Here is a 22232-nt window from a genome sequence, read left to right as displayed (position 1 = left end):
TTTCAGCTTTTTGCTGGAATGGTCAGGCCCTTCTGGACCGCCGGCCGGGCCAGGCCGCGCTCCAGCCATGCCGCCACATTGGCAAAATCGTCGAAGCCGACGAGCTCGCGCGCTTCGTAAAAGCCGATCAGGTTGCGCACCCAGCCGAGCAGCGAGATGTCGGCGATGGTGTAGTCGTTGCCCATGATCCATTTGCGGCCCTTGAGCCTGCCGTCGAGCACGCCGATCAGCCGCCGCGATTCGTCGCGGTAGCGTTCCAACGGGCGCTTGTCGGCGATCTCGCGGCCGGCGAATTTGTGGAAGAAGCCGACCTGGCCGAACATCGGCCCGACCGAAGCCATCTGAAAGAAGACCCACTGGATCGTCTCGTAGCGCCGCGCCGCGTCCGCCGGCAAGAGCAGGCCGGTCTTTTCGGCGAGATAGAGAAGGATGGCACCGGATTCGAACAGGCCGATCGGCTTGTCATCCGGGCCGTTGGGATCGATGATCGCCGGGATCTTGCCGTTGGGATTGAGCGACAGGAATTCCGGTGTCCAGCTTTCGTTCTTGCTGATGTTGATCAGATGCGGCTCATAGGGCAGGCCGATTTCTTCCAGCGCGATCGATATTTTCACGCCGTTCGGGGTCGTTGCCGAATAGAGCTGGATCTGGTCCGGGTGCTTGGCCGGCCAACGGGTTGTGATCGGAAAGGCGGACAGGTCGGCCATCGAAAACTCCTGAGCGGGGATTTGCACCAAGGGTGCACGGTGTTGGCGGGTGGCCAAGGAATTAGGCGCATGGCCAGGCAGGATCAATATGGGGACGACAGTTTCGCCATGCATGGGCAGTCAACCGAATCGAACGCGGCGGATCGTCAAGCGCACTCGAGATCGCCCGGGCGGTAGTGACCGCCGGGGCGGTAGTAACCGCCGGATTAGATGGCCTTGAATGCCAGCACGGCGTTGGTGCCGCCGAAAGCAAAACCGTTGCTGATCGCAACGCGCACCTTGCGCTCGCGCGCGACGTTGGGCGTCACGTCGAGATCGCAATCGGGATCGGGCTCGTTGTAGTTCGCCGTCGGCGGCACGACGCCTTCGCGGATCGCCATGACGCAGGCGATCATCTCCAGTCCGCCAGACGCGCCCAGGCAATGGGCATGCATCGACTTGGTCGAGGAGATCGACAGCGCGCGCGCGTGCTCGCCGAAGACGTGTTTGATCGCGGTGGTTTCGATCTGGTCGTTGGCCTTGGTGCCGGTGCCGTGCGCGTTGAGATAGTCGATGTCCTCGGGATTGAGCCCGGCATCGGCGAGGCAGAAGCGCATAGCGGCTTCCGGCCCCTCCACGGTCGGGGCGACGATGTCGGAGGCATCGGCGGAAAGGCCGGCGCCGGCGATTTCGGCGAGGATGGTGGCACCACGCGCCATGGCGTGATCATAGCTTTCCAGAACCGCCATGCCGGCGCCTTCACCGAGCACCAGGCCCTGGCGGTCGGCTGAGAACGGCCGGCAGGTGTCGGGTGACAGCACGCGCAATGCCTCCCAGCCCTTCAGCACGCCCCAGACCAGCGGCGCATCGGTGCCGCCGGCCACCATGACGTCGGCGCGGCCAAGCCTGATCTGGTCGACCGCCGAGGCGATGGCGTGGTTGGACGACGAGCAGGCCGAAGTGACACCGAACACCGGCCCACGCAGGCCAAGATGCATGCTGACCTGGCCGGAGGCGGCGCCAGGCATGACCCTGGGCACGGTGAAGATGCCGGCGCGATTCTTGCCTTCGAGCAAGATGGCCCGGTAATTTTCCTCGATCGTCTCGAAGCCGCAGACGCCGACGCCGACGATGGTGCCCATGCGATAGGTGTTGTCGGCATGCGCGGCCAATCCGGACTGCTGCATGGCTTCGCGCGCGGCGATCACCGCCAGCAGGCTGAAGCGGTCCATCGACACCAGCTGCTTGCGCTCGATGCCATGGTCGGGCAGCGCCTTGATCTCGCAGCCTATCTTGACCTTCAGGTCGTGGAGGGAATGATTTTCGATTGGACCTATCGCCGAGCGGCCGGCACGCATCTCGTTCCAGATCGCGGGAGCGTTGGTGCCAAGCCCGCATATCCCGCCAAGGCCGGTGATGACGACGCGTTTCAGCATTCGATCAGGCTTTTTTCGCGATCAGCGCGCGAACGGCCTCAACCATGTCGCCGACATTCTTCAGATTGCTCCAGGCATCGACCGTGTTCATCTCGATCTCGATGCCATATTGCTCCTCGAGGTCGAAGATGATCTCCGTCAGCTCCAGGGAATGGATGCCAAGCGACGTCAATTCCGTGCTGGTGGTGATCTCCTCGCCGCCCGGCTCGGCATGGGCCTTGATCTTTTCGATGATATCCGTTGCCAGTTGGTCAGCCATTCGGTCTCTTCCCCACTTTGTCGTTTCTCGACGCCAACTGAACAGCGCCTTCTTGTCCTCGGTATCAGGCCGCGATCGTCCGCTTCTACCCCGCCAAGCATCGCCTGACCGTACCAAGGTGGCTCCCTCTATAGAAACGGAAACGCCATCAAGCAACAAGCTATATATCGACAAAACCGCCGCAGTGCTTAACCTGACGGCGTGGATACGATCGAATATACCAAGTTTTCGCCCCCTTTGGCCCAGCGCGCCGCGGGCCTGGCACAGCTGGGCTGCGCCAGCGCCGACGGCCGCACGCATCTGCGGCGCCTCTATCAGGACGGCTCCGCCAAGATAAGGCTGCCGGCCGTTTCGGCCGACCCGCTGGAGGCGGTGCTGATCAACACCGCCGGCGGGCTGACCGGCGGCGACCGCATCGGCTGGGATGTGGATGTCGGTGCCAATGCCTCGGCGTCGATAACGACCCAGGCCTGCGAGAAGGTCTATCGCGCCGCATCCGACCATGCCCAGGTGCAGGTCAGGCTGACTGTCGGTGAAAACGGCCGAGTCGCCTGGCTGCCGCAGGAAACCATCGTCTTCGACCGTGCGGCCTTTGCCCGCACATTGGATGTCGAGCTTGCCGCGGGGGCCGAGGCGCTGGTGCTGGAGGCGACCGTCTTCGGCCGCCTGGCCATGGGTGAGCGCGCCGCGCAGGGCAGTTTTGGCGACCGCTGGCGTGTCCGCCAGGATGGCTATCTCATTCATGCCGAGGATTTCCGCATCGGACCTGATATCGCTGCTTCGCTCGCCCGTCCGGCGGCCGCCGGCGGCGCGATCGCGGTGGCGACGCTGCTGCTGGTGTCGCCGCGGCCCGAGGCCTTTCTCGACCCGGTCCGGGAGATCGTCGGCGACCAGGGTGGCGCCAGCGTCTGGAGCGTCAAGGCATCTGGCAAGCTTCTTGCGAGGCTTTACGCCGAGGACGGCTACCAACTGCGCCAGCGGCTGGTTCCGCTTGTTGGATTGCTCAACGGACGGGCGGGGTTGCCCAAATTATGGTCACTGTGATTCGGGAAACCGCATGAACCTGACGCCAAGGGAAAAAGACAAGCTGCTGATCGCCATGGCGGCGATCGTGGCGCGCAAGCGGCTGGAGCGCGGCGTCAAGCTCAACCATCCGGAAGCGATCGCGCTGATTACCGACTTCGTCGTCGAGGGCGCCCGCGATGGGCGTCCGGTCGCCGAACTGATGGAGGCCGGCGCCCATGTCGTCACCCGCGCGCAGGTGATGGAAGGCATCGCCGAGATGATCCATGACGTGCAAGTGGAGGCGACCTTCCCTGACGGCACCAAGCTGGTGACCGTGCACGAACCGATCAGGTGAGGAGACCCGGATGCTCGAACTGCGCCCAAACTGCGAGTGCTGCGACAAGGACCTGCCGCCAGACGCGGCGGATGCATTGATCTGCACCTTCGAATGCACCTTCTGCGCCGATTGCGTGGAAGGCGTGCTCGGCGGCAGCTGCCCCAATTGCGGCGGCAACTTTTCGGCCCGACCGATCCGTCCCGCCGCGATGCTGACGAAATATCCCGCCTCGACCAAGCGCATCCTCAAGGCCGAGGGCTGCGGTCCTCGCAAGGCCGCGTGACCACCCGATACAGCAAACGAAAGGCAACGAGATGATCCCCGCCAAACGCCTGTGCCTCTCGGCGATCCTGTTTCTGGCCGCGGCCATGCCGGCCTATGCCCATGTCGGCATCGGCACGACCTCGTCCTTCACCGCCGGCTTCATGCATCCTTTGTCCGGCCTCGATCATATGACCGTGATGATCGCCGTCGGCCTATGGGCGGCGCTCAAGGGCGGCAAGGCGATCTGGGCGTGGCCGGCGGCCTTTGTCGGCGTCATGCTCGCCGGAGCGGGCCTTGGCATGGCGCATGTACCGGTGCCCTTCGTCGAGCCTGGCATACTGGCCTCCGTCGTGGCGCTTGGCCTGCTGGTGGCGCTGGCGGTCGATCTGCCGGTCGCGGCCGGCGTCGCCATCATCGGCCTGTTCGCGCTGTTCCACGGCCACGCCCATGGCACCGAAGTGCCGGAAGATGCCGGCGGCCTCGAGTACATGGCCGGCTTTGCCGCCGCCACCGTGCTGCTTCATGCAACCGGCATCGCCGCCGGCTTGAGGCTTGGCATGAGGTTCCGTGGTTTGGCCCGCGTCGCGGGCGCGGCCTGCGCGGCCATCGGCGTCGGCCTCGCTTTCGGTGTTGTGTGATATCCGATGATCCCCGGCGAAATCATTCCCGTCCAAGGCGATATAGAGCTCAACAAGGGTCTGGCGACGGTCACCCTGAAAGTGGCCAACAGCGGCGACCGGCCGATCCAGGTCGGCAGCCACTACCATTTCTTCGAAACCAATGAGGGGCTGAAATTCGACCGCGAACAGGCGCGCGGCATGCGTCTCGATATCGCCGCCGGCACCGCCATGCGCTTCGAGCCAGGCCAGGAACGCGACGTAACGCTGGTGCCGCTCGGCGGCAAGCGCGAGGTCTATGGGTTCCAGCAGAAGGTTATGGGCAAGCTGTGACGCGGCGCGGCGCGCTCAACTCATCTAGAGGGCTTGGCTGCCGCGTAGATGACGATCTTTCCCGGATCGTCGAACTCGACGGCGAGAACGTCCTGCGCCGCCACGCGCCGCGAATCGATGGCATTGAACAGCAAGGCGTTGGCCTCGATCTCCTTGCGCAGTTCGGCGACATAGTCCCGATGCTGCCGGACCTTGTTCTCGATGACCGGCGGCGGGCCGCCTTCGCTGCGCGTCGCGTCGGTCAGGAACACGATATCGACCTTGTCCAGCTTCGAGGTCTTGCGGACCGTGGTGATGTTTTCACGCGTGCGGTCGATTGCCGAACTGACTTTTCCGATTTCAGCGGTGGCCTTGGCCTGTTCCTCGTTGATTTGCGAGCCGACGATGCGGTCGACGGTCTCCGGACTTTCAAGGCCCTGCGCGTTCAGCGCCGCTTGCGGAAGGCTTGCCGCCAGAAACGCCGCCGCCGCAACGATATGCAGCCAACGGACATCAGGCAAGGTCATGGAGGTCATCGTTCGCTTTCGCACTTTGTTTCGACGCTGATGAAACGAAACGACTCCAGCCCGGCCACGGTTCCCTTCACGATTGGCTTGNCGGGCCGGGAGTCGGCCCGCCAAGCCGGATCGTCAGCTGGCCTTCTTGGTGATCAAGGTCAGCGCACCATTGGGCTCCATGCTGGCCGCGACAACCTGCGCCGAGGTCATGCCCTTGGCCACGAGGGCGGACTTGACCTTGGGGGTGGCATCGATCGAGCTGCGCAGCTTCTGCAGGCCGGCGTCGCCACGCTGGGCGATGACCTGATTGACCTGCGTCTGGGTGTCCTTCGGCAGTTCGGTGATGTCGACGATGTTGACGCTCTGGATCGCCGGCGCGGCCTGCTGACCGCCCGGGGCGGGAGTCGCCGCCTTGGGGGCAGGCGTGGCCGGAGCGGACTGTTGGGCGGGCTGCTGCTGGGCACTGGCGGCACCGGCCAGCATCAGGCTGGTGGCGGCTGCAAGAAATATCGTTTTGCGCATGGATTTTCCTTCCATCGATTTGGCAAACGGTCGTTTTGGGGTGACCTGCCAACCTCAACCGCCAAATGGGATGAGAAGGTGTCGCCGAGCGGGTCATTGCGTGACCATTGGATGGCCGCAATGTGCGGCCCGGCCTCAACCACACCGTGTTTCGGGAGCAATCGCTGATGGCTAGAATCTCACGCGCCGCCTACGCCCAGATGTATGGTCCGACCGTCGGCGACAAGGTCAGGCTGGCCGACACCGAACTTTTCATCGAAGTCGAAAAGGACCTCACCATTCACGGTGAGGAGGTAAAGTTCGGCGGCGGCAAGGTCATTCGCGACGGTATGGGCCAGAGCCAGGTTTCCCGCGCCGAGGGCGCGGTCGATACCGTCATCACCAACGCCCTGGTGATCGATGCCAGTGCCGGCATCTTCAAAGCCGATATCGGCCTCAGGGATGGCCGCATCGCGGCTGTCGGCAAGGCCGGCAATCCGGACACGCAGAACGGTGTCACCATCATCATCGGCCCGGGCACCGAAATCATCGCCGGCGAGGGCAAGATCCTGACACCGGGCGGTTTCGACGCGCATATCCACTTCATCTGCCCGCAGCAGATCGAAGAGGCGCTGATGAGCGGCATCACCACCATGCTGGGCGGCGGCACCGGGCCGGCGCATGGCACGCTGGCGACCACCTGCACGCCGGGGCCATGGCACATGGCGCGGATGATCCAGTCCTTCGACGCCTTCCCGATGAACATCGGCCTGTCCGGCAAGGGCAATGCCTCGCTGCCGGCGGCACTGGAAGAGATGGTGCTGGGCGGCGCCTGCTCGCTGAAGCTGCACGAGGATTGGGGCACGACGCCGGCTGCCATCGACTGCTGCCTGTCGGTCGCCGACGACCATGACGTGCAGGTGATGATCCACACAGATACGCTCAACGAATCCGGCTTCGTCGAAAACACGGTGGCGGCAATCAAGGGCCGCACCATCCATGCCTTTCACACCGAGGGCGCCGGTGGCGGCCATGCTCCCGACATCATCAAGGTCTGCGGCCTGCCCAACGTCATCCCGTCCTCGACCAATCCGACAAGACCCTACACCGTCAACACGCTGGCCGAGCATCTCGACATGCTGATGGTCTGCCATCATCTGTCGCCGTCGATCCCCGAGGACATCGCCTTCGCCGAGAGCCGCATCCGCAAGGAGACGATCGCGGCCGAGGACATACTGCATGACATCGGCGCCTTCTCGATCATCTCGTCCGACAGCCAGGCCATGGGCCGCGTCGGCGAAGTGGCGATCCGCACCTGGCAGACCGCCGACAAGATGAAGCGCCAGCGCGGCTCACTGCCGCAGGAAACCGGCGACAACGACAATTTCCGCGTCCGCCGCTACATCGCCAAATACACGATCAACCCGGCCATCGCGCACGGCCTGTCCAAGGACATCGGCTCGATCGCGGTCGGCAAACGCGCCGACCTGGTGCTGTGGAATCCCGCCTTCTTCGGTGTCAAACCGGACATGGTGCTGATCGGCGGGATGATCGCCGCCGCCCCGATGGGCGACCCCAACGCCTCGATCCCGACGCCGCAGCCGATGCACTACCGGCCAATGTTCGGCGCCTACGGCAAGGCCAGGACCAATTCGTCGGTGACCTTCGTTTCGAAAGCTGCACTCGAATCAGGCCTGCACGGCCGGCTTGGCGTAGACAAGCAGTTCGTCGCCGTCGAAAACACCCGCGGCGGCATCGGCAAACATTCGATGGTGCTCAACGACGCCACCCCGCATGTCGAAGTCGACCCGGAGACCTACGAGGTGCGGGCCGACGGCGAATTGCTGACCTGCGAGCCTGCGACGGTGCTGCCGATGGCGCAGCGGTATTTTCTGTTCTGAGTTCGACCGCCAAAATCCGTTGCGGCTGGCATGCACAGGCCGCAATATGCGGCCGCGCAGAAACTCATAATGATCTAGGCATGGCCACCGAAATAGCCTCCGCCCACGACATCTTCCCGCACATCCGCATCGTCATGGGCATGGTGATCGGGCTTGGCGTCGCGCGCCTGCTGTCGGGGGTAGCGCGCATCGTCCAGCATCCGGGCCAGTACCGGCTCTATCCCGTGCATCTGGCCTGGGTCGCTTCGGTGCTGTTGATGCTGGTGCATTTCTGGTGGTGGGAGTTCGGCCTCTACGCCATCGAGACATGGACCTTCGGCAAATACCTGTTCATCATCTTCTACGCGATCACGCTGTTCCTGCTCTGCGCGCTGCTGTTTCCGGATTCAATGCTGGATTACACAAGCTACGAGGATTTCTTCTATTCGCGCCGAGGCTGGTTCTTCGGCCTGCTGGCGGCAACCTATCTGCTCGATGTGATCGACACGCTGCTGAAAGGGCCGGAGCATTTCGCCCGCTTCGGCAACGAATATCTGTTCCGCACGCCAATCTTCGTCGCGCTTTGCATTGCCGCGATCCTGCTGCGCGACCGCCGCTTCCACATCGCCTTTGTCGCGGCGGCGCTGATCTACCAGATATCGTTCATCCTGCGGCTCTTCGACACGATCGTATGACCATGGCGGATGGTCTAGTCTGCTTGGGAAAGGCAGGGTTCAATCATGTATAAGGCCGTCGGATCACAGGGATCCCGGGTCAGCCGTGTCCTGTGGATGCTTGAGGAACTCGGGCAACCCTATGAATTCGTCGCGGTCAAGCTGCGCTCGCCGGAAGCCTATGCGCTCAACCCGTCGGGCAAGGTGCCGATCCTCGTCGACGGCGAGCTTACGGTGACGGATTCGGCGGCGATCTGCGTCTATCTGGCCGACAAGCACGCCGACAAGGGCATGGGCGCCAATCCGGGTGTCGCCGGCCGTGCCGAGATGGATTCCTGGATGCATTTTGCCCAGAGCGAGTTCGAGGCGCCGCTGTGGAACAAGCTGCGTCACCGCTTCCTGCTGCCGAAGGAGGTCCGCGTCGATGTCGGCCCCGCGGCGGCCTATGATTTCGCTTCCGAGGCCAAGGCACTGGACCGCCGGCTTGGCGACAAGCCGTTTGCGCTGGGCGACCGGTTCTCTGCTGTCGACGTGCTGCTGGGCGATATGGGCGGTTGGGCGCGGGCCGGAAAATTCCCGATCGAATCCGAGCGCGTCAACGCCTATTTCGACCGCGTGCTGGCGCGGCCCGCCCGCGCTCGGGCGCAAGCCAATGGAGGCTCGATGAAATGAAGCTCAACCTCAACACCGACTTCACTAAATTCCCACGCGCCGTCTCCGTGCTGCCCGCCGGCAATGTCGGGAGCGGGGCGCCCGCTGGTCGTGCGGTTCTTGCCCATGACGAGCGGCATCTGCGCCGCCGGGCCATCGAACTTGCCGACGGCAGCAAGGTGCTGGTCGACCTGCCCGAACCCGTCGCCCTGAACGATGGCGACCGGCTGGTGCTGGAGGATGGCCGCCATGTCGAGATCAGCGCCGCGCCGGAAGAGGTTTACGACATCCGCGCCCGCGACAGCGTGCATCTGACCGAGCTCGCCTGGCATATCGGCAACCGTCATCTCGCCGCGGGCATCGAGGCGGATCGGATCGTCATCTTGCGTGACCACGTCATCAAGGCAATGCTGGAGGGGCTCGGCGCCTCGGTGCGCGAGGTTTCCGAACCGTTCAAGCCGGTGCGCGGTGCCTATTCCGGCCATGGCGGTGGGCATGGGCATGATCACCATTCCCACAGCCATGCGGAATCCCATTCGGATGCGCATGGTGAATCGCATTCCCATGCCCACAGCCGTTCTCACCACGGTCACCATCACGACCATGACTGACCAGCCTTCCAACATCGCCTTGCTGCGGCTGATGGTGTGGCTGTCGCCGGCCTTCCCGGTCGGCGGCTTCGCCTACAGCCACGGTCTCGAACGCGCGGTGCATGACGGGCTGGTTGCCGATGCCGGGGGCCTGGTTCGCTGGCTGGAGACACTGGTCGAGATGGGTTCAGGCTGGAACGATGCGGTACTGTTCGCCGAGAGCTGGCGCCGTGCACGCCACGGTGGCGATCTCGGCGAAGTGGCCGCACTGGCCGAGGCGCTGGCCGGCTCGCGCGAGCGCCACACCGAGACCATGTTGCAGGGGGCGGCCTTCCTCAAAGCGGCAACGGCTTGGTCCAATCCCGTGTTAGCGCGCCTGCCGGCAGAATGCGCCTATTGCACCGCCGTTGGCGCCATCGCCGGCGGCAACGTTATCGCGCTGCAGGACGCGCTGTGCGCCTTCCTGCAAGCCTTCTTCTCCAACCTCGTCCAGGCGGCGATCCGGCTCGGCGTCGTCGGCCAAAGCGAGGCCACCGCGCTGCTGGCCGGCTTCGAGCCACTGGCACTCTCGACCGCCGCCCGCGCGTCCCGCTCGACATTGGACGATCTCGGCGGCTGCGCCTTCGTCTCCGACGTGATGGCGATGAAGCACGAAACCCAGTATTCGCGGCTGTTCCGCTCATGAGCGTCCTCGCCTTTGTCCTCTCCTTCGTCCTGCTGCTGATCACAGCGTTGCATGTCTATTGGGGCATTGGCGGCATCTGGCCGGGCAGGGATTCAGCCTCCTGCGCCCACGCCGTCGTCGGCTTTCGCGGCGTCGACGAAATGCCGTCGTCCTTCGCCAGTTTCGCCGTCGCCGCCTGTCTCGGCCTGGCGACACTCTGGCCGCTGGCGCTCATCGGCTTCTTTGCCTCGCCCTTCCCCAGGGAAGGCCTGGCCGCCACTTCGCTGCTGATCGGGCTTGTGTTTCTGGGACGCGGCATTGCCGGCTTCACGCCGTGGTGGCGGCGACTGACGCCGGAACAACCTTTCGCCCGGCTCGATACCAGTCTTTATTCGCCGCTGTGCCTGCTGATCGGGCTCAGCTTCGCCATCCTTGCCGTCACGGAGTTCCCAACATGACCCAGCCCAATGGTCCCCTTCGCATCGGCATTGGCGGCCCTGTCGGCTCCGGCAAGACGACGCTGACCGAGAAGCTCTGCAAGGCGTTGCGCGACGAGTTCTCCATCGCCGTCGTCACCAACGACATCTACACCAGGGAAGACGCCATGATGCTGGCCCGGCTGCAGGCGTTGCCGGAGGACCACATCGTCGGCGTCGAGACCGGCGGCTGCCCGCATACCGCCATCCGCGAGGATGCCTCGATCAATCTGCAGGCGATCGCCGAGCTCAACCGGAAATTCCCCGGCCTCGACATCATCTTCATCGAATCCGGCGGCGACAACCTTGCCGCCACCTTCTCGCCGGACCTCGCGGACCTGACGCTCTATGTCATCTCGGTCTGCCAGGGCGAGGAAATCCCGCGCAAGGGCGGACCGGCGATCACGCGCTCCGATTTCCTGATCATCAACAAGAGCGATCTGGCGCCCTATGTGAACGTCAACCTCGACGTGATGGAGAGCGACGCCGGCCGCATGCGCGGCAAGCGGCCGTTCGGCTTCACCGATCTGTCGCGCGGCAAGGGCTTGCAGGAGGTGATCGATTTCATCATCGAGCATGGCGGGCTGAGGGTCGGCACCGCCGCCAGCACGGCGGCCTGAGCAGCAACTTCTCCCTGCACCAACCAAAACCCGTTGCGGGCAGCCGTCGGTCGCGGCATTCTCGCCAAAACCGGAGGATTTTCGATGAGCATCGCCCGCCTGCAGAAGGAAACGCTGACCAACCTGCCCTTCTACGAAGAGCGCGTCGATCTCGCCTGTGCGTTTCGCTGGACGGCACGGCTCAACATGCACGAAGCGGTCGCCAACCATTTCTCGCTGGCGGTCAACAAGGACGGCACGCAGTTCCTGATGAACCCGAACCAGGTGCATTTCTCGCGCATCAAGGCGAGCGACCTGTTGATGATCGACGCCAACGATCCTGACACGTTGTCGGGGCCTAACGCGCCCGACCCGACGGCCTGGGGCCTGCACGGCGCCATCCATCGCAACGTGCCGCATGCGCGCTGCGTCATGCATGTCCATTCGATCCACGCCACGGTGCTCGCCTCGCTGGCCGACTCGACATTGCCGCCGATCGACCAGAATTCTGCGATGTTCTTCAATCGCCATGTCGTCGACGCGCATTATGGCGGATTGGCCTTCGAGGAAGAGGGCGAGCGCTGCTCGCAGCTTCTCATCGATCCCAAGGTCAAGGTGATGGTGATGGGCAATCACGGTGTGCTGGTCATCGGCGACACGGTGGCGGACGCTTTCAACCGCATGTTCTATTTCGAGCGCGCCGCGGAGACCTACATCAAGGCGCTGTGGACCGGCCGCCCGCTACGCACATTGTCCGATGCGATCGCCGAGAAGACGGCAAGCGAGATGGACGATTATCCGGGCCAGGCCGAACGCCATCTCGCCGAGTTGAAGGCGATCCTCGACGAGGAAGAGCCGGTTTACCGGAACTAGAGCCCGAGCTGAGCTCGCAATTCCCCGGCGCTGTTGATGACGATGGCGCCGGGCGGTCCTTCCATCGGCTTTTCCGGCCAGAAGATCGTCTTCATGCCCGCCGCCAGACCCGCCATGGCGCCCGGCCAACTGTCGTCGACAGCGACAGCATGCGCGGGATCGACATCGGCCAGATAGGCGGCGCGCAGGAACGGCTCGGCATGCGGCTTGCCGTCGCGCACATCGTTGCGGCTGACGGTCTTCATGCCGGGAAAAAAGAGGCCGACGGCACGCAGATTGGCATCGACGATCAGCCGGTCGGAATTGGAGACCACCGCCTGCTGCACGCCAAGCGCGCGCAATTCATCGAAGACCTCGATCGCACCAGGGCGCGGCCTCAAGCTTTCGACCAGCGGCAGATAGTGCTCGTATTTGCGCACGATCCAGTCGTCGAAGGGCAGGTCCAGGCCAAACTCGTCGCGCATCATCTCGTAGACCGGCCAGGCGGCAACGCCGAGCACACGCTCATGGAGATCGGCGGGCGGTACAAGACCGACATTGCGCATTGCCGCCACCAGGGCCGCCTCGTGCAACGGCTCGCTGTCGACCAGCGTACCGTCCATGTCCCAGAAAACCGCTTTTGGTGTCATGCAGCGCTCCTTTTGCGATCCCCTTAAAGGGTTTGTCCCGGGAGATAAACCGTCGGAATCACAGAAGGTGCCGCGACCGGGAGCCGAAGCCGCCCCGTCCTCGGCGGCCAGACACTGCCGGCGGGGCAATCCCCATCTCGCAGTTGCGAACAATTGCCCTTAATATTGACAATTGCGCAGACAACCGTTCCCTGCGAAACTAAAGGCAGACCGCCTTGATGACCGGCGGTCTTGGGAGGCAGGACGTGAGTACCCGGCAGGATGGCGGCAGCAACAGGCTGGACGACGCGGCGCGCGCCGGCTGGCTTTATTACGTTGCCGGCAACACACAGGACCAGATCGCCGCCACGCTCGGCATTTCGCGGCAGACAGCGCAGCGGCTGGTGTCGCTGGCGGTGTCGGAAGGCTTGATCAAGGTTCGGGTCGACCATCCTATCGCCAACTGCCTGGATCTCGCGGCCCGGCTGAGATCGCGTTTCGCGCTCGATCTCGTCGAGGTGGTGCCGAGCGATCCCAATTCATCGTCGACCACCATCGGTATCGCCGAGGCCGCCGCCGCCGAGATCGAGCGGCGGCTGCGCTCGCCGACGCCGATCGTCATGGGGATCGGCACCGGGCGCACGCTGAAGGCGGCGATCGAGCAGCTGCCGCCGATGGAATGTCCGCAGCACAAGGTCGTGTCGTTGACCGGCAACATCTCGCCTGACGGCTCCGCCGCCTTCTACAACGTCATCTTCACCATGGCCGACCGCGTCAAGGCGCGCTCCTTCCCGATGCCGCTGCCGGTCATCGCCTCCTCGCCGCAGGAGCGCGAGATGCTGCTCAACCAGCCGATGATCCAGCCAACGCTGGCCCTTGCGGCGGAAGCCGATGTCACCTTCATCGGCATTGGCGACCTCGGCCCCAGGGCGCCGCTCTACGAGGATGGCTTCATTTCCGAAAGCGAGCTGAAGGCGCTGCAGAAGGCCGGCGGCATCGCCGAGATTGTCGGCTGGGTGTTCGACCGGGAAGGCCGCATGATCGAGGGCATCACCAATGACCGGGTGTCGTCGGCCTCGCTACCGTCCCGCGAAAAATCGCTGGTCATCGCGCTGGCCATGGGCGAGCGCAAGCTGCCCGGGATCCTGGCGGCCGTGAACCGCCGGCTGGTCAATGGGCTGATCACCGATGAGCGGACAGCGACCGCCCTTCTGGCCGGCATCTGACCGGGAAGCCCTGCCGTATGCGGCATGGGCGACTGCTTTTGCGATAAAGCCAACACGTCTATCCGTGCCGACCGAAAGGGTCGTTGCCATCGAGAAGACCAAGGTCGCGCTGCAGATGCGGCGACAGGTCCCTGATGTCGAGATGCGCCCTTCTTTTGATCGCGAACCAGCCGAATCCGTCCGTGAGCCACGAAATCCAGCGATTATCCGGAGCTGGAGTGCCCTTTTGCTGCGCCATGGTCATGATCGTCAACCTCCGCTATCGTGAACCCGAATGACGGGTTGACGGAAATGTCGGTCTTGCCGGCCGGCTTTGCCAATCGAACGTCAATAAGGACCCATAAGGAGGCCTTATGCCGGATCTGAGCTCGCCACAGGTTTCGCAACTGCCGCCGCTGCAGGCGGTCCGGGTGTTCGAGGCGGTGGCGCGGCACCTTTCCTTCACCAAGGCGGCCGTGGAACTCGCCATGACACAGGCAGCGGTCAGCTATCAGATCAAAGTGCTCGAAGAGCGCGTCGGCGCACCTTTGTTCCTGCGCCGGCCGCGGCAGATCGAGCTGACCGAAGCCGGCCAACGCCTGGCGCCGGCGGTCAGCGAGGCCTTTGCCATTCTTGGCCAGGCCTATGCCGCGGCGCGCGGTGGCGCGGACGGGTTGCTGTGCGTAACCACGGTGCTGACCTTCGCCTCGAACTGGCTGGCGCATCATCTGGGCTCGTTCCAGCTGGCCCATCCAGGCCTTGCCGTGCGGCTCGAAACGTCGAGCCGGCTGACGGATTTCGCCCGCGAGGATGTCGACCTCGCCATCCGCTCGGGCGGCGGCAAATGGCCGGGGCTGGAAGCCCACAAGCTGCTCGACGCCGATTTCACGCCGATGCTGAGCCCGAAGCTCGCGGCGAGCATCGGCGGCATCAACGAGCCGGCCGACCTGTTGCGGCTGCCGATCCTCGATCCGGGCGACGTCTGGTGGACGCAATGGTTCGAGACGGCAGGCGTGCATGCGCACGACCTTGCCACGCGGCCCGGCAGCAGCATGGGCGCGCAGGCCTACGAGGCCAACGCGGCGATCGCCGGCCATGGCGTGGCGATCCTGACCCGGGCGCTGTTCAAGACGGAACTTGCCGAAGGCCGCCTGATCCAGCCTTTCGATCTCGTCGGCGACGACGGCCATGCCTACTGGCTGGTCTATCCCGAAGCGCGCCGCAACGTGCCGAAGATCCGCGCCTTCCGCGACTGGCTGCTGGCCGAGATCGCCTGCTGACAGGCCCTTTTTCACCCGATCCGATCTTCCACGCCCGCCGACTAATATCCGGCACGGGCACTGTCCGTCGCCCTGTATCGGCAAGCCCGGTGCTGCGCTGCAGCATCGAATCCGCTTGACATAATTCACGCCAAGTGAGTAATTGCTCATAGCCAAGGCAAATGCTCACTTGGTTCATGGGAGGAATTTGATGAAACTGCGCACGCTCACCCTGGGCTTGTTGTCGGCCAGCGCTCTCGCTTTTGCCGCACATGCCGAATCCATCACCATCGCCACCGTCAACAATGGCGATATGGTCCGCATGCAGAAGCTGACCGAAGACTTCACCAAGGCTAATCCCGACGTCCAGCTCAACTGGGTCACGCTTGAAGAGAACGTGCTGCGCGAGCGCGTCACCACCGACATCGCCACCAAGGGTGGTCAGTATGACGTGATGACCATCGGCACCTACGAGGTTCCGATCTGGGCCAAGCAGAGCTGGCTGCTGCCGCTCGACAAGCTCGGCGCCGACTACGACACCAAGGACATCATCCCGGCCATCGCTGGCGGCCTTTCGGTCGACGGCAAGCTCTATGCCGCGCCCTTCTACGGCGAAAGCTCCTTCGTCATGTACCGCAAGGACCTGATGGACAAGGCCGGGCTGAAGATGCCCGATGCGCCGACCTGGGACTTCATCAAGCAGGCCGCCGACAAGATGACCGACCGTGCCAATGGCGTGAACGGCGTCTGCCTGCGCGGCAAGGCCGGCTGGGGCGAAAACATGGCCTTCCTGACCGCCATGTCGAACTCCTTCGGCGCCCGCTGGTTCGACGAGAACTGGAAGCCGCAGTTCGACCAGCCGGAATGGAAGAAGACGCTGCAGTTCTATGTCGACCTGATGAAGGCCGACGGCCCCGAGGGCGCCTCTTCCAACGGTTTCAACGAAAACCTGGCGCTGTTCCAGCAGGGCAAGTGCGGCATGTGGATCGACGCCACTGTCGCCGCCTCCTTCGTCTCCGATCCGAAGAACTCGACAGTCGCCGACAAGGTCGGCTATGCGCTGGCGCCTGACAATGGGCTCGGCAAGCGCGGCAACTGGCTGTGGGCGTGGTCGCTGGCGATCCCCGCCGGTACGAAGAAGGCCGACGCCGCCGAGAAGTTCGTCTCCTGGGCGACCAGCAAGCACTACGCCGAACTCGTCGCTTCGAAGGAAGGCTGGGCCAACGTTCCTCCGGGCACGCGCTCCTCGCTCTACGCCAACCCCGAGTACCAGAAGGCGGCTCCGTTCGCCAAGATGACGCTGGACTCCATCAACGCCGCCGACCCGACGCATCCGACCGTCAAGCCGGTGCCCTATGTCGGCGTCCAGTTCGTCGCCATCCCAGAGTTCCAGGGTCTTGGCACCACCGTCGGCCAGCTCTTCTCGGCCGCCTTGGCCGGCCAGTCGAGCGTCGACGATGCGCTGAAGCAGGCCCAGGACGCCGCCACCGCGACGATGACCGAAGGCGGGTATATCAAGTAAGGCTCCTCCCGGTGCCGATGCCGGTCACCTCCTCGACCGGCAACGGCCGCCCGAGTTCCCAGCTCGGGCGGCCGCCTTCAACGCCTCTGAAAAATTCAAGTCCGACCATTGAAGGGTGACCGTCATGGCTACTCAGCAGACCCGTTCGCTTGCCCGTTTCATGATGGCGCCATCCGTTTTGCTGCTGCTGGTCTGGATGGTCGTTCCACTGGCGCTGACGCTGTGGTTCTCCTTCCAGCAGTACAATCCGCTCAATCCGGTGCGCGACGGCTTCGTCGGCCTCTCGAACTACGCGCTGTTCTATTCCAATCCCGCCTTCCTGCAGTCGATCCTCAACACCCTGATCCTGGTGATCAGCGTGCTGCTGATCACGGTGATCGGCGGCATTCTGCTGGCGCTTTTGATTGACCAGCCGATGTGGGGTCAGGGCATCGTGCGCATCCTCGTCATATCGCCGTTCTTCGTCATGCCGCCGGTGGCCGCATTGGTCTGGAAGAACATGATCATGCATCCGCAATATGGGGTGTTCGCCGACATAGCGCGCTTCTTCGGGGCGCAACCGATCGACTGGTTCGGGCAACATCCGATGACGGCGATCATCATCATCGTCGCCTGGCAGTGGCTGCCTTTCGCGACGCTGATCCTGCTGACCGCGCTGCAGTCGCTCGACGGCGAGCAGAAGGAAGCCGCCGAAATGGACGGCGCCGGTTTCTTCAGCCGCTTCATCTATCTGACGCTGCCGCACATGTCGCGCGCCATCACCGTGGTCATCCTGATCCAGACGATCTTCCTGCTCTCGGTCTATGCCGAGATCCTCGTCACCACCAATGGCGGCCCAGGCTACGCCTCCACCAACCTGCCCTTCCTGGTCTACCAGAAGGCATTGCTGGAGTTCAAAATCGGCCAGGCTTCGGCCGGCGGCATCATCGCGGTCATTCTCGCCAACATCGTCGCCTTCTTCGCCATGCGCGCCGTCGGCAAGAACCTGGACAAGTAAGGGAGGACAAGATGGCACGCTCAGTCACCACCCAGCACAAGACAATCGCGACCGTCGCCGCCTGGATCGTCGCGCTGCTGATCTTCTTCCCGATCCTCTATACGATCATCACCTCGTTCAAGTCGGAGCAGGAGGCGATCCAGGGCTTCAACCTGATCCCGTCGGGAACGTTCGAGAGCTATGCCGAAGTTCAGGCGCAGAGCGGCTACTTCAAGTTCTTTCTGAACTCCGTGCTGCTGTCGGTCGGCTCGACCATCCTGGCCCTGCTGGTCGCCATTCCGGCGGCATGGTCGATGGCGTTCTCGCCGACCAAGCGGACCAAGGACATATTGATGTGGATGCTGTCCACCAAGATGATGCCGGCGGTCGCGGTGCTGTTCCCGATCTACCTGATCTTCCGCAATCTCGGCCTGCTCGACAGCCGCATCGGCCTGATGGTCATGCTGATGCTGATCAACCTGCCGATCGTGGTGTGGATGCTCTACACCTACTTCCGCGAAATCCCCGGCGAGATCCTCGAGGCGGCGCGCATGGACGGCGCCTCGCTGTGGAACGAGATCGTCTATGTGCTGACCCCGATGGCGGTGCCGGGCATTGCCTCGACCATGCTGTTGAACATCATCCTGGCCTGGAACGAGGCGTTCTGGACGATCCGGCTGACCACCACGGACGCAGCGCCGCTGACCGCCTTCATCAGTTCGTTCTCCAGCCCGCAAGGCCTGTTCTGGGCCAAGCTTTCGGCAGCGTCGACGCTGGCGATCGCGCCGATCCTGATCATGGGCTGGTTCAGCCAGAAGCAGCTGGTGCGCGGTCTGACATTTGGCGCCGTGAAATAGTATCGCGCACGCCAACCGACGACGGACAGTAACCCCTCGGGGAGGAAACCATGGGAAACATAACGCTCAAGAACGTCTCCAAGTCCTTCGGGGCGACGTCCATCATCCCCGGCCTCGACCTGGTGATCGAGAATGGCGAGTTCGTCGTCTTCGTCGGCCCGTCGGGTTGCGGCAAGTCCACTCTGCTGCGGCTGATCGCCGGGCTGGAGGACACCAGCGGCGGCACCATCAACATCGATGGCCGCGACGTCACCGGCGAGGCGCCGGCCAAGCGCAAGCTTGCCATGGTGTTCCAGTCCTACGCGCTCTATCCGCATATGACGGTGGCCAAGAACATCGCCTTCCCGCTGAAGATGGCGGGCGAGGACCAGGCGACCATCGACAAGAAGGTGAAGGACGCGGCACGCGTGCTGAACCTCACGAACTATCTCGAACGCCGGCCCGGCCAGCTCTCCGGCGGCCAGCGCCAGCGCGTCGCCATCGGCCGCGCCATCGTGCGCCAGCCTTCGGCCTTCCTGTTCGACGAGCCGCTGTCCAACCTCGACGCGGCGCTGCGCGGCACGATGCGGCTGGAGATCAGCGAGCTGCACCACCAGCTCAAGACGACGATGATCTACGTCACCCACGACCAGGTCGAAGCAATGACCATGGCCGACAAGATCGTCGTGCTGAATGCCGGCAACATCGAGCAGGTCGGCTCGCCGATGGAGCTCTACAAGACGCCGCGCAACCTGTTCGTGGCCGGCTTCATCGGCTCGCCGAAGATGAACCTCATCGAAGGCGCGCCGGCGGCCAAACATGGCGCCAAGACCATCGGCATCCGTCCCGAACACATGGAGATCTCGACCACGGCCGGCGAATGGAAGGCTACCGTCGGCGTTGCCGAGCATCTGGGCTCCGACACTTTCCTGCATGTCCAGGCCGATGGCGTCGGGCCGCTGACAGTGCGTGCCGACGGCGAGCTCGCCGTCCATCACGGCGACACCATCTACCTGACGCCCGACAAGGCCAAGCTGCATCGCTTCGGCGCCGACGGGAAGGCGATGTGAGCATGCGCCTGGCCGGCAAATCGGCGCTGATCACGGGTTCGGCGCGCGGCATCGGCAGGGCCTTCGCCGAAGCCTATTTACGCGAAGGCGCCACGGTGGCGATTGCCGACATCAACCTCGAGGCCGCGCAAAAAACGGCGGCCGAGATCGGCGGCAACGCCTATGCCGTCAAACTCGACGTCGCGGATCAGGCATCCATCGATGCAGCGGTGAAGGCGGTGGAAAGCAAGGCCGGCGGCCTCGACATATTGATCAACAACGCGGCTTTATTCGACCTGGCGCCGATCGTCGAAATCTCTCGGGCGAGCTACGAAAAGCTGTTCTCCGTGAACGTCGCCGGCACGCTGTTCATGCTGCAGGCGGCCGCTCGCTCGATGATCGCGCGAGGCAAGGGCGGCAGGATCATCAACATGGCGAGCCAGGCCGGACGGCGCGGTGAAGCGCTGGTCGGCGTCTATTGCGCCACCAAGGCCGCCGTCATCTCGCTGACCCAGTCGGCGGGGCTCGACCTGATCAAGCATCGCATCAACGTCAACGGCATCGCGCCCGGCGTCGTCGACAGCGACATGTGGGACCAGGTCGATGCGCTGTTCGCCAAATACGAGAACCGGCCGAAGGGCGAGAAGAAGCGGCTTGTCGGCGAAGGGGTGCCTTACGGCCGCATGGGCAAACCGGAGGATCTCGCCGGCATGGCCGTCTTCCTGGCCAGCGATGAGGCCGAATACATCGTTGCCCAGACCTACAATGTCGACGGCGGCCAGTGGATGAGTTGAGGGGGGCGGCCTCTGCTTCTCGTCCTCCGCGAGGAGCAGAGGCCAACATCAGGGGCCGCATCGGCCTCGCAGCGCATGAGCCGTCCTCCACCCTCCCGACAGGACGGGGAGAGGCGGAGCAACGAGGCCGATATCAGGCCAAAGGGTAGACAGATGACCGTGAAACTCTCTTCCGCCAATCTCGCAAATCTACCCGCCAAGGTCGCGGGTCCGAAGTACGACCGCTCGAAGCTGAAGGCCGGCATCGTTCATTTCGGCGTCGGCAATTTCCACCGTTCGCATCAGGCCGTCTATCTCGACGATCTGTTCAATTCGGGTGTCGGACAAGACTGGGCGCTGGTCGGCGCCGGCGTCTTTGAGGGCGAGAAGATCGGTCGCAGGAAGCTGCAGGAGCAGGACTGGTTGACCACGGTGGTCGAACAGGATGACGGCCATATGAGCGCGCGCGTCACCGGCGCGATGATCGACTTCGTGATGCCGGGCGATGCGGCCGGCATCATCGAACGCCTGGCCGATCCGGCGATCAAGATCGTTTCGCTGACCATCACCGAAGGCGGCTATTTCATCGATCCGGCCTCCGGCAAGTTCAATCCGGCCCATCCCGACATCGTCGCCGACGCGCAGGCGGGCGCCACCCCCAAGACGGTGTTCGGCATCATCCTCGCCGGCCTGGTGCGCCGCCGCGACGATGGCATCGTGCCGTTCACCGTGATGTCCTGCGACAACATCCCTCACAATGGTCACGTAACGTCGGATGGCGTCATCGGGCTGGCGCGGCTGATCGACGAGGATCTGGCCAACTGGGTCAACGACCACGTCGCTTTTCCCAACGGCATGGTCGACCGCATCACGCCTGCCACATCAGATCGCGAGCGCGGCATCCTGGCGAGGGATTTCGGCGTCGAGGACGCCTGGCCGGTTTTCTGCGAACCCTTCAAACAATGGGTGCTGGAGGACCATTTCACCGCCGGCCGCCCGCCGCTGGAAAAGGTCGGCGTGCAGTTCGTCAAGGATGTCTCGCCTTATGAATTGATGAAGATCCGCATCCTCAATGGCGGCCACGCCACCATCGCCTATCCGGCCGGCCTGATGGACATCCATTTTGTCCATGAGGCGATGCAGGAGCCGCTGGTGCGCGGCTTTCTCGACAAGCTCGAGCATGACGAGATCATCCCGACCGTGCCGCCGGTGCCGGACACGGTACTGGAGGACTATTACCAGCTCATCGAAAAGCGCTTCTCCAATCCCAAGATCGGCGACACCATCCGCAGGCTCTGCCTCGACGGCTCCAACCGCCAGCCGAAGTTCATCATCCCGACCATTGCCGACCGTCTGAAGGCCGGCAAGGGCGTCGCCGGCCTGGCGCTGGAATCAGCGCTGTGGTGCCGCTACTGCTTCGGCACGACCGACAGCGGTGCCGTCATCGAGCCCAACGACCCGAGCTGGGAGCGGTTGCAGGCGACGGCAAAGGCGGCAAAGGACGCGCCCGCCGCCTGGCTGGCTATGGAAGACATCTACGGCGATGTCGGCCGCGCCACGGCGTTCGTCGAGGCCTTCGGCAGCGCGCTCAACTTGTTGTGGGCGAATGGGGCCCGCGCCACGCTGACGCGCTACGTCGCCGGCAAGCTCTGAGAGCCATCC

Annotated in this window: 28 protein-coding genes; 21 read left to right on the top strand and 7 right to left on the bottom strand. The window is 63.9% G+C overall.

The features are described from left to right. Nucleotides 1-2 precede the first annotated feature (2 nt). The 3 genes from A3AU_RS0111695 to A3AU_RS0111685 form a co-directional block, all read right to left on the bottom strand. Nucleotides 3-707 (bottom strand): glutathione S-transferase family protein, encoded by a 705-nt coding sequence (locus A3AU_RS0111695; protein WP_027052985.1) that lies wholly within the window; start codon nt 705-707, stop codon nt 3-5. A 206-nt stretch (nt 708-913) separates the two neighbouring features. After that, complete coding sequence (locus A3AU_RS0111690) at nt 914-2122, bottom strand: beta-ketoacyl-[acyl-carrier-protein] synthase family protein (protein WP_027052984.1); 1209 nt, start codon at nt 2120-2122, stop codon at nt 914-916. A 4-nt stretch (nt 2123-2126) separates the two neighbouring features. Next, entirely contained in the window at nt 2127-2381 is a 255-nt protein-coding gene (locus A3AU_RS0111685) for an acyl carrier protein (RefSeq protein WP_010912831.1), read from the bottom strand. A gap of 201 nt (nt 2382-2582) precedes the next feature. Here A3AU_RS0111685 and A3AU_RS0111680 point away from each other — a divergent pair, with 201 nt between their 5' ends. From A3AU_RS0111680 to A3AU_RS0111660, 5 genes are read left to right on the top strand one after another with little or no spacing between them, the layout of a single operon-like run. Further along, complete coding sequence (locus A3AU_RS0111680) at nt 2583-3425, top strand: urease accessory protein UreD (protein ID WP_027052983.1); 843 nt, start codon at nt 2583-2585, stop codon at nt 3423-3425. Nucleotides 3426-3438: 13 nt separating this feature from the next. Then, nucleotides 3439-3741 (top strand): urease subunit gamma, encoded by a 303-nt coding sequence (locus A3AU_RS0111675; RefSeq protein ID WP_023693076.1) that lies wholly within the window; start codon nt 3439-3441, stop codon nt 3739-3741. A gap of 10 nt (nt 3742-3751) precedes the next feature. Then, nucleotides 3752-4006, top strand: a complete 255-nt coding sequence (locus tag A3AU_RS0111670) for a DUF1272 domain-containing protein (RefSeq protein WP_027052982.1) — start codon at nt 3752-3754, stop codon at nt 4004-4006. Between the two features lie 31 nt (nt 4007-4037). Then, a complete protein-coding gene (locus A3AU_RS0111665; protein ID WP_027052981.1) occupies nt 4038-4625 on the top strand; it encodes a HupE/UreJ family protein in 588 nt (195 codons plus the stop codon). 6 nt (nt 4626-4631) lie between these two features. Next, nucleotides 4632-4937: an urease subunit beta gene (locus tag A3AU_RS0111660; protein ID WP_027052980.1), complete on the top strand. Its 306-nt coding sequence runs from the start codon at nt 4632-4634 to the stop codon at nt 4935-4937. Between the two features lie 20 nt (nt 4938-4957). Here A3AU_RS0111660 and A3AU_RS0111655 read toward each other — a convergent pair whose 3' ends face one another. After that, the gene (locus A3AU_RS0111655) at nt 4958-5452 is read right to left on the bottom strand and encodes a hypothetical protein (protein WP_027052979.1); all 495 of its coding nucleotides are present in this window, start codon (nt 5450-5452) and stop codon (nt 4958-4960) included. Between the two features lie 114 nt (nt 5453-5566). After that, nucleotides 5567-5956: a hypothetical protein gene (locus A3AU_RS0111650; protein ID WP_027052978.1), complete on the bottom strand. Its 390-nt coding sequence runs from the start codon at nt 5954-5956 to the stop codon at nt 5567-5569. A 167-nt stretch (nt 5957-6123) separates the two neighbouring features. On the opposite strand from A3AU_RS0111650, the gene ureC reads away from it, so the two are divergent. The 8 genes from ureC to A3AU_RS0111610 all read left to right on the top strand — a co-directional run bounded on the left by ureC (nt 6124) and on the right by A3AU_RS0111610 (nt 12342). Next, complete coding sequence (gene ureC, locus A3AU_RS0111645) at nt 6124-7836, top strand: urease subunit alpha (RefSeq protein ID WP_027052977.1); 1713 nt, start codon at nt 6124-6126, stop codon at nt 7834-7836. 80 nt (nt 7837-7916) lie between these two features. Further along, nucleotides 7917-8510 carry a hypothetical protein gene (locus A3AU_RS0111640; protein WP_027052976.1) on the top strand — a complete coding sequence of 198 codons (594 nt, stop codon included), beginning with the start codon at nt 7917-7919 and terminating at the stop codon, nt 8508-8510. Nucleotides 8511-8555: 45 nt separating this feature from the next. Further along, nucleotides 8556-9161: a glutathione S-transferase family protein gene (locus A3AU_RS0111635; protein WP_027052975.1), complete on the top strand. Its 606-nt coding sequence runs from the start codon at nt 8556-8558 to the stop codon at nt 9159-9161. Further along, nucleotides 9158-9751, top strand: coding sequence for an urease accessory protein UreE (ureE, locus tag A3AU_RS0111630; RefSeq protein ID WP_027052974.1), 594 nt, complete (start codon nt 9158-9160; stop codon nt 9749-9751). The genes A3AU_RS0111635 and ureE overlap by 4 nt, the downstream gene beginning before the upstream one ends. Continuing rightward, the gene (locus A3AU_RS0111625; RefSeq protein WP_032917233.1) at nt 9744-10415 is read left to right on the top strand and encodes an urease accessory protein UreF; all 672 of its coding nucleotides are present in this window, start codon (nt 9744-9746) and stop codon (nt 10413-10415) included. Before ureE ends, A3AU_RS0111625 begins: the two co-directional genes overlap by 8 nt. Then, the gene (locus tag A3AU_RS0111620; protein WP_027052972.1) at nt 10412-10852 is read left to right on the top strand and encodes a DUF3995 domain-containing protein; all 441 of its coding nucleotides are present in this window, start codon (nt 10412-10414) and stop codon (nt 10850-10852) included. Before A3AU_RS0111625 ends, A3AU_RS0111620 begins: the two co-directional genes overlap by 4 nt. Continuing rightward, nucleotides 10849-11490 carry an urease accessory protein UreG gene (gene ureG / locus A3AU_RS0111615; RefSeq protein ID WP_027052971.1) on the top strand — a complete coding sequence of 214 codons (642 nt, stop codon included), beginning with the start codon at nt 10849-10851 and terminating at the stop codon, nt 11488-11490. The genes A3AU_RS0111620 and ureG overlap by 4 nt, the downstream gene beginning before the upstream one ends. Nucleotides 11491-11574: 84 nt before the next feature. Further along, nucleotides 11575-12342: a class II aldolase and adducin N-terminal domain-containing protein gene (locus A3AU_RS0111610; protein ID WP_027052970.1), complete on the top strand. Its 768-nt coding sequence runs from the start codon at nt 11575-11577 to the stop codon at nt 12340-12342. On the opposite strand, the gene A3AU_RS0111605 is transcribed toward A3AU_RS0111610, so the two are convergent. After that, nucleotides 12339-12971, bottom strand: a complete 633-nt coding sequence (locus A3AU_RS0111605) for an HAD family hydrolase (protein WP_027052969.1) — start codon at nt 12969-12971, stop codon at nt 12339-12341. The two genes, A3AU_RS0111610 and A3AU_RS0111605, sit on opposite strands and share 4 nt — an antisense overlap. 245 nt (nt 12972-13216) lie before the next feature. Here A3AU_RS0111605 and A3AU_RS0111600 point away from each other — a divergent pair, with 245 nt between their 5' ends. Then, entirely contained in the window at nt 13217-14176 is a 960-nt protein-coding gene (locus A3AU_RS0111600; RefSeq protein WP_027052968.1) for a sugar-binding transcriptional regulator, read from the top strand. A gap of 58 nt (nt 14177-14234) precedes the next feature. Here A3AU_RS0111600 and A3AU_RS0111595 read toward each other — a convergent pair whose 3' ends face one another. Continuing rightward, nucleotides 14235-14420, bottom strand: a complete 186-nt coding sequence (locus A3AU_RS0111595) for a hypothetical protein (protein WP_027052967.1) — start codon at nt 14418-14420, stop codon at nt 14235-14237. 109 nt (nt 14421-14529) lie between these two features. Between A3AU_RS0111595 and gcvA the strand changes: the two genes are divergently transcribed. From gcvA to A3AU_RS0111560, 7 genes are all read left to right on the top strand, one after another. Then, nucleotides 14530-15435 carry a transcriptional regulator GcvA gene (gcvA, locus tag A3AU_RS0111590; protein ID WP_027052966.1) on the top strand — a complete coding sequence of 302 codons (906 nt, stop codon included), beginning with the start codon at nt 14530-14532 and terminating at the stop codon, nt 15433-15435. Between the two features lie 190 nt (nt 15436-15625). After that, nucleotides 15626-16936, top strand: coding sequence for an ABC transporter substrate-binding protein (locus A3AU_RS0111585; protein ID WP_027052965.1), 1311 nt, complete (start codon nt 15626-15628; stop codon nt 16934-16936). A 124-nt stretch (nt 16937-17060) separates the two neighbouring features. Next, complete coding sequence (locus tag A3AU_RS0111580) at nt 17061-17933, top strand: carbohydrate ABC transporter permease (protein WP_027052964.1); 873 nt, start codon at nt 17061-17063, stop codon at nt 17931-17933. A gap of 11 nt (nt 17934-17944) precedes the next feature. After that, nucleotides 17945-18769 carry a carbohydrate ABC transporter permease gene (locus tag A3AU_RS0111575; protein WP_027052963.1) on the top strand — a complete coding sequence of 275 codons (825 nt, stop codon included), beginning with the start codon at nt 17945-17947 and terminating at the stop codon, nt 18767-18769. Nucleotides 18770-18819: 50 nt separating this feature from the next. Continuing rightward, the gene (locus A3AU_RS0111570) at nt 18820-19818 is read left to right on the top strand and encodes an ABC transporter ATP-binding protein (RefSeq protein WP_027052962.1); all 999 of its coding nucleotides are present in this window, start codon (nt 18820-18822) and stop codon (nt 19816-19818) included. Between the two features lie 2 nt (nt 19819-19820). Beyond that, nucleotides 19821-20591, top strand: a complete 771-nt coding sequence (locus A3AU_RS0111565) for an L-iditol 2-dehydrogenase (RefSeq protein ID WP_027052961.1) — start codon at nt 19821-19823, stop codon at nt 20589-20591. A 153-nt stretch (nt 20592-20744) separates the two neighbouring features. Next, nucleotides 20745-22223: a mannitol dehydrogenase family protein gene (locus tag A3AU_RS0111560; RefSeq protein WP_027052960.1), complete on the top strand. Its 1479-nt coding sequence runs from the start codon at nt 20745-20747 to the stop codon at nt 22221-22223. The last annotated feature ends 9 nt before the right edge of the window (nt 22224-22232 follow it).

The sequence above is a fragment of the Mesorhizobium erdmanii USDA 3471 genome, from assembly GCF_000472705.1.
Classification (GTDB): Bacteria; Pseudomonadota; Alphaproteobacteria; order Rhizobiales; family Rhizobiaceae; genus Mesorhizobium; species Mesorhizobium erdmanii.
This window is presented reverse-complemented; position numbering and strand designations above follow the sequence as displayed.

Excerpts from the sequence above, each read along its gene's own strand:
- gcvA (WP_027052966.1), top strand. The coding sequence starts at position 14,530 with ATGCCGGATCTGAGCTCGCCACAGGTTTCGCAACTGCCGCCGCTGCAG.
- A3AU_RS0111695 (WP_027052985.1), bottom strand. The coding sequence starts at position 707 with ATGGCCGACCTGTCCGCCTTTCCGATCACAACCCGTTGGCCGGCCAAG.
- A3AU_RS0111595 (WP_027052967.1), bottom strand. The coding sequence starts at position 14,420 with ATGACCATGGCGCAGCAAAAGGGCACTCCAGCTCCGGATAATCGCTGG.
- ureE (WP_027052974.1), top strand. The coding sequence starts at position 9,158 with ATGAAGCTCAACCTCAACACCGACTTCACTAAATTCCCACGCGCCGTC.
- ureC (WP_027052977.1), top strand. The coding sequence starts at position 6,124 with ATGGCTAGAATCTCACGCGCCGCCTACGCCCAGATGTATGGTCCGACC.
- A3AU_RS0111560 (WP_027052960.1), top strand. The coding sequence starts at position 20,745 with ATGACCGTGAAACTCTCTTCCGCCAATCTCGCAAATCTACCCGCCAAG.
- A3AU_RS0111665 (WP_027052981.1), top strand. The coding sequence starts at position 4,038 with ATGATCCCCGCCAAACGCCTGTGCCTCTCGGCGATCCTGTTTCTGGCC.
- A3AU_RS0111675 (WP_023693076.1), top strand. The coding sequence starts at position 3,439 with ATGAACCTGACGCCAAGGGAAAAAGACAAGCTGCTGATCGCCATGGCG.
- ureG (WP_027052971.1), top strand. The coding sequence starts at position 10,849 with ATGACCCAGCCCAATGGTCCCCTTCGCATCGGCATTGGCGGCCCTGTC.
- A3AU_RS0111625 (WP_032917233.1), top strand. The coding sequence starts at position 9,744 with ATGACTGACCAGCCTTCCAACATCGCCTTGCTGCGGCTGATGGTGTGG.
- A3AU_RS0111565 (WP_027052961.1), top strand. The coding sequence starts at position 19,821 with ATGCGCCTGGCCGGCAAATCGGCGCTGATCACGGGTTCGGCGCGCGGC.
- A3AU_RS0111580 (WP_027052964.1), top strand. The coding sequence starts at position 17,061 with ATGGCTACTCAGCAGACCCGTTCGCTTGCCCGTTTCATGATGGCGCCA.
- A3AU_RS0111690 (WP_027052984.1), bottom strand. The coding sequence starts at position 2,122 with ATGCTGAAACGCGTCGTCATCACCGGCCTTGGCGGGATATGCGGGCTT.
- A3AU_RS0111610 (WP_027052970.1), top strand. The coding sequence starts at position 11,575 with ATGAGCATCGCCCGCCTGCAGAAGGAAACGCTGACCAACCTGCCCTTC.
- A3AU_RS0111655 (WP_027052979.1), bottom strand. The coding sequence starts at position 5,452 with ATGACCTCCATGACCTTGCCTGATGTCCGTTGGCTGCATATCGTTGCG.
- A3AU_RS0111640 (WP_027052976.1), top strand. The coding sequence starts at position 7,917 with ATGGCCACCGAAATAGCCTCCGCCCACGACATCTTCCCGCACATCCGC.
- A3AU_RS0111650 (WP_027052978.1), bottom strand. The coding sequence starts at position 5,956 with ATGCGCAAAACGATATTTCTTGCAGCCGCCACCAGCCTGATGCTGGCC.
- A3AU_RS0111635 (WP_027052975.1), top strand. The coding sequence starts at position 8,556 with ATGTATAAGGCCGTCGGATCACAGGGATCCCGGGTCAGCCGTGTCCTG.
- A3AU_RS0111620 (WP_027052972.1), top strand. The coding sequence starts at position 10,412 with ATGAGCGTCCTCGCCTTTGTCCTCTCCTTCGTCCTGCTGCTGATCACA.
- A3AU_RS0111605 (WP_027052969.1), bottom strand. The coding sequence starts at position 12,971 with ATGACACCAAAAGCGGTTTTCTGGGACATGGACGGTACGCTGGTCGAC.
- A3AU_RS0111670 (WP_027052982.1), top strand. The coding sequence starts at position 3,752 with ATGCTCGAACTGCGCCCAAACTGCGAGTGCTGCGACAAGGACCTGCCG.
- A3AU_RS0111585 (WP_027052965.1), top strand. The coding sequence starts at position 15,626 with ATGAAACTGCGCACGCTCACCCTGGGCTTGTTGTCGGCCAGCGCTCTC.
- A3AU_RS0111575 (WP_027052963.1), top strand. The coding sequence starts at position 17,945 with ATGGCACGCTCAGTCACCACCCAGCACAAGACAATCGCGACCGTCGCC.
- A3AU_RS0111685 (WP_010912831.1), bottom strand. The coding sequence starts at position 2,381 with ATGGCTGACCAACTGGCAACGGATATCATCGAAAAGATCAAGGCCCAT.
- A3AU_RS0111570 (WP_027052962.1), top strand. The coding sequence starts at position 18,820 with ATGGGAAACATAACGCTCAAGAACGTCTCCAAGTCCTTCGGGGCGACG.
- A3AU_RS0111660 (WP_027052980.1), top strand. The coding sequence starts at position 4,632 with ATGATCCCCGGCGAAATCATTCCCGTCCAAGGCGATATAGAGCTCAAC.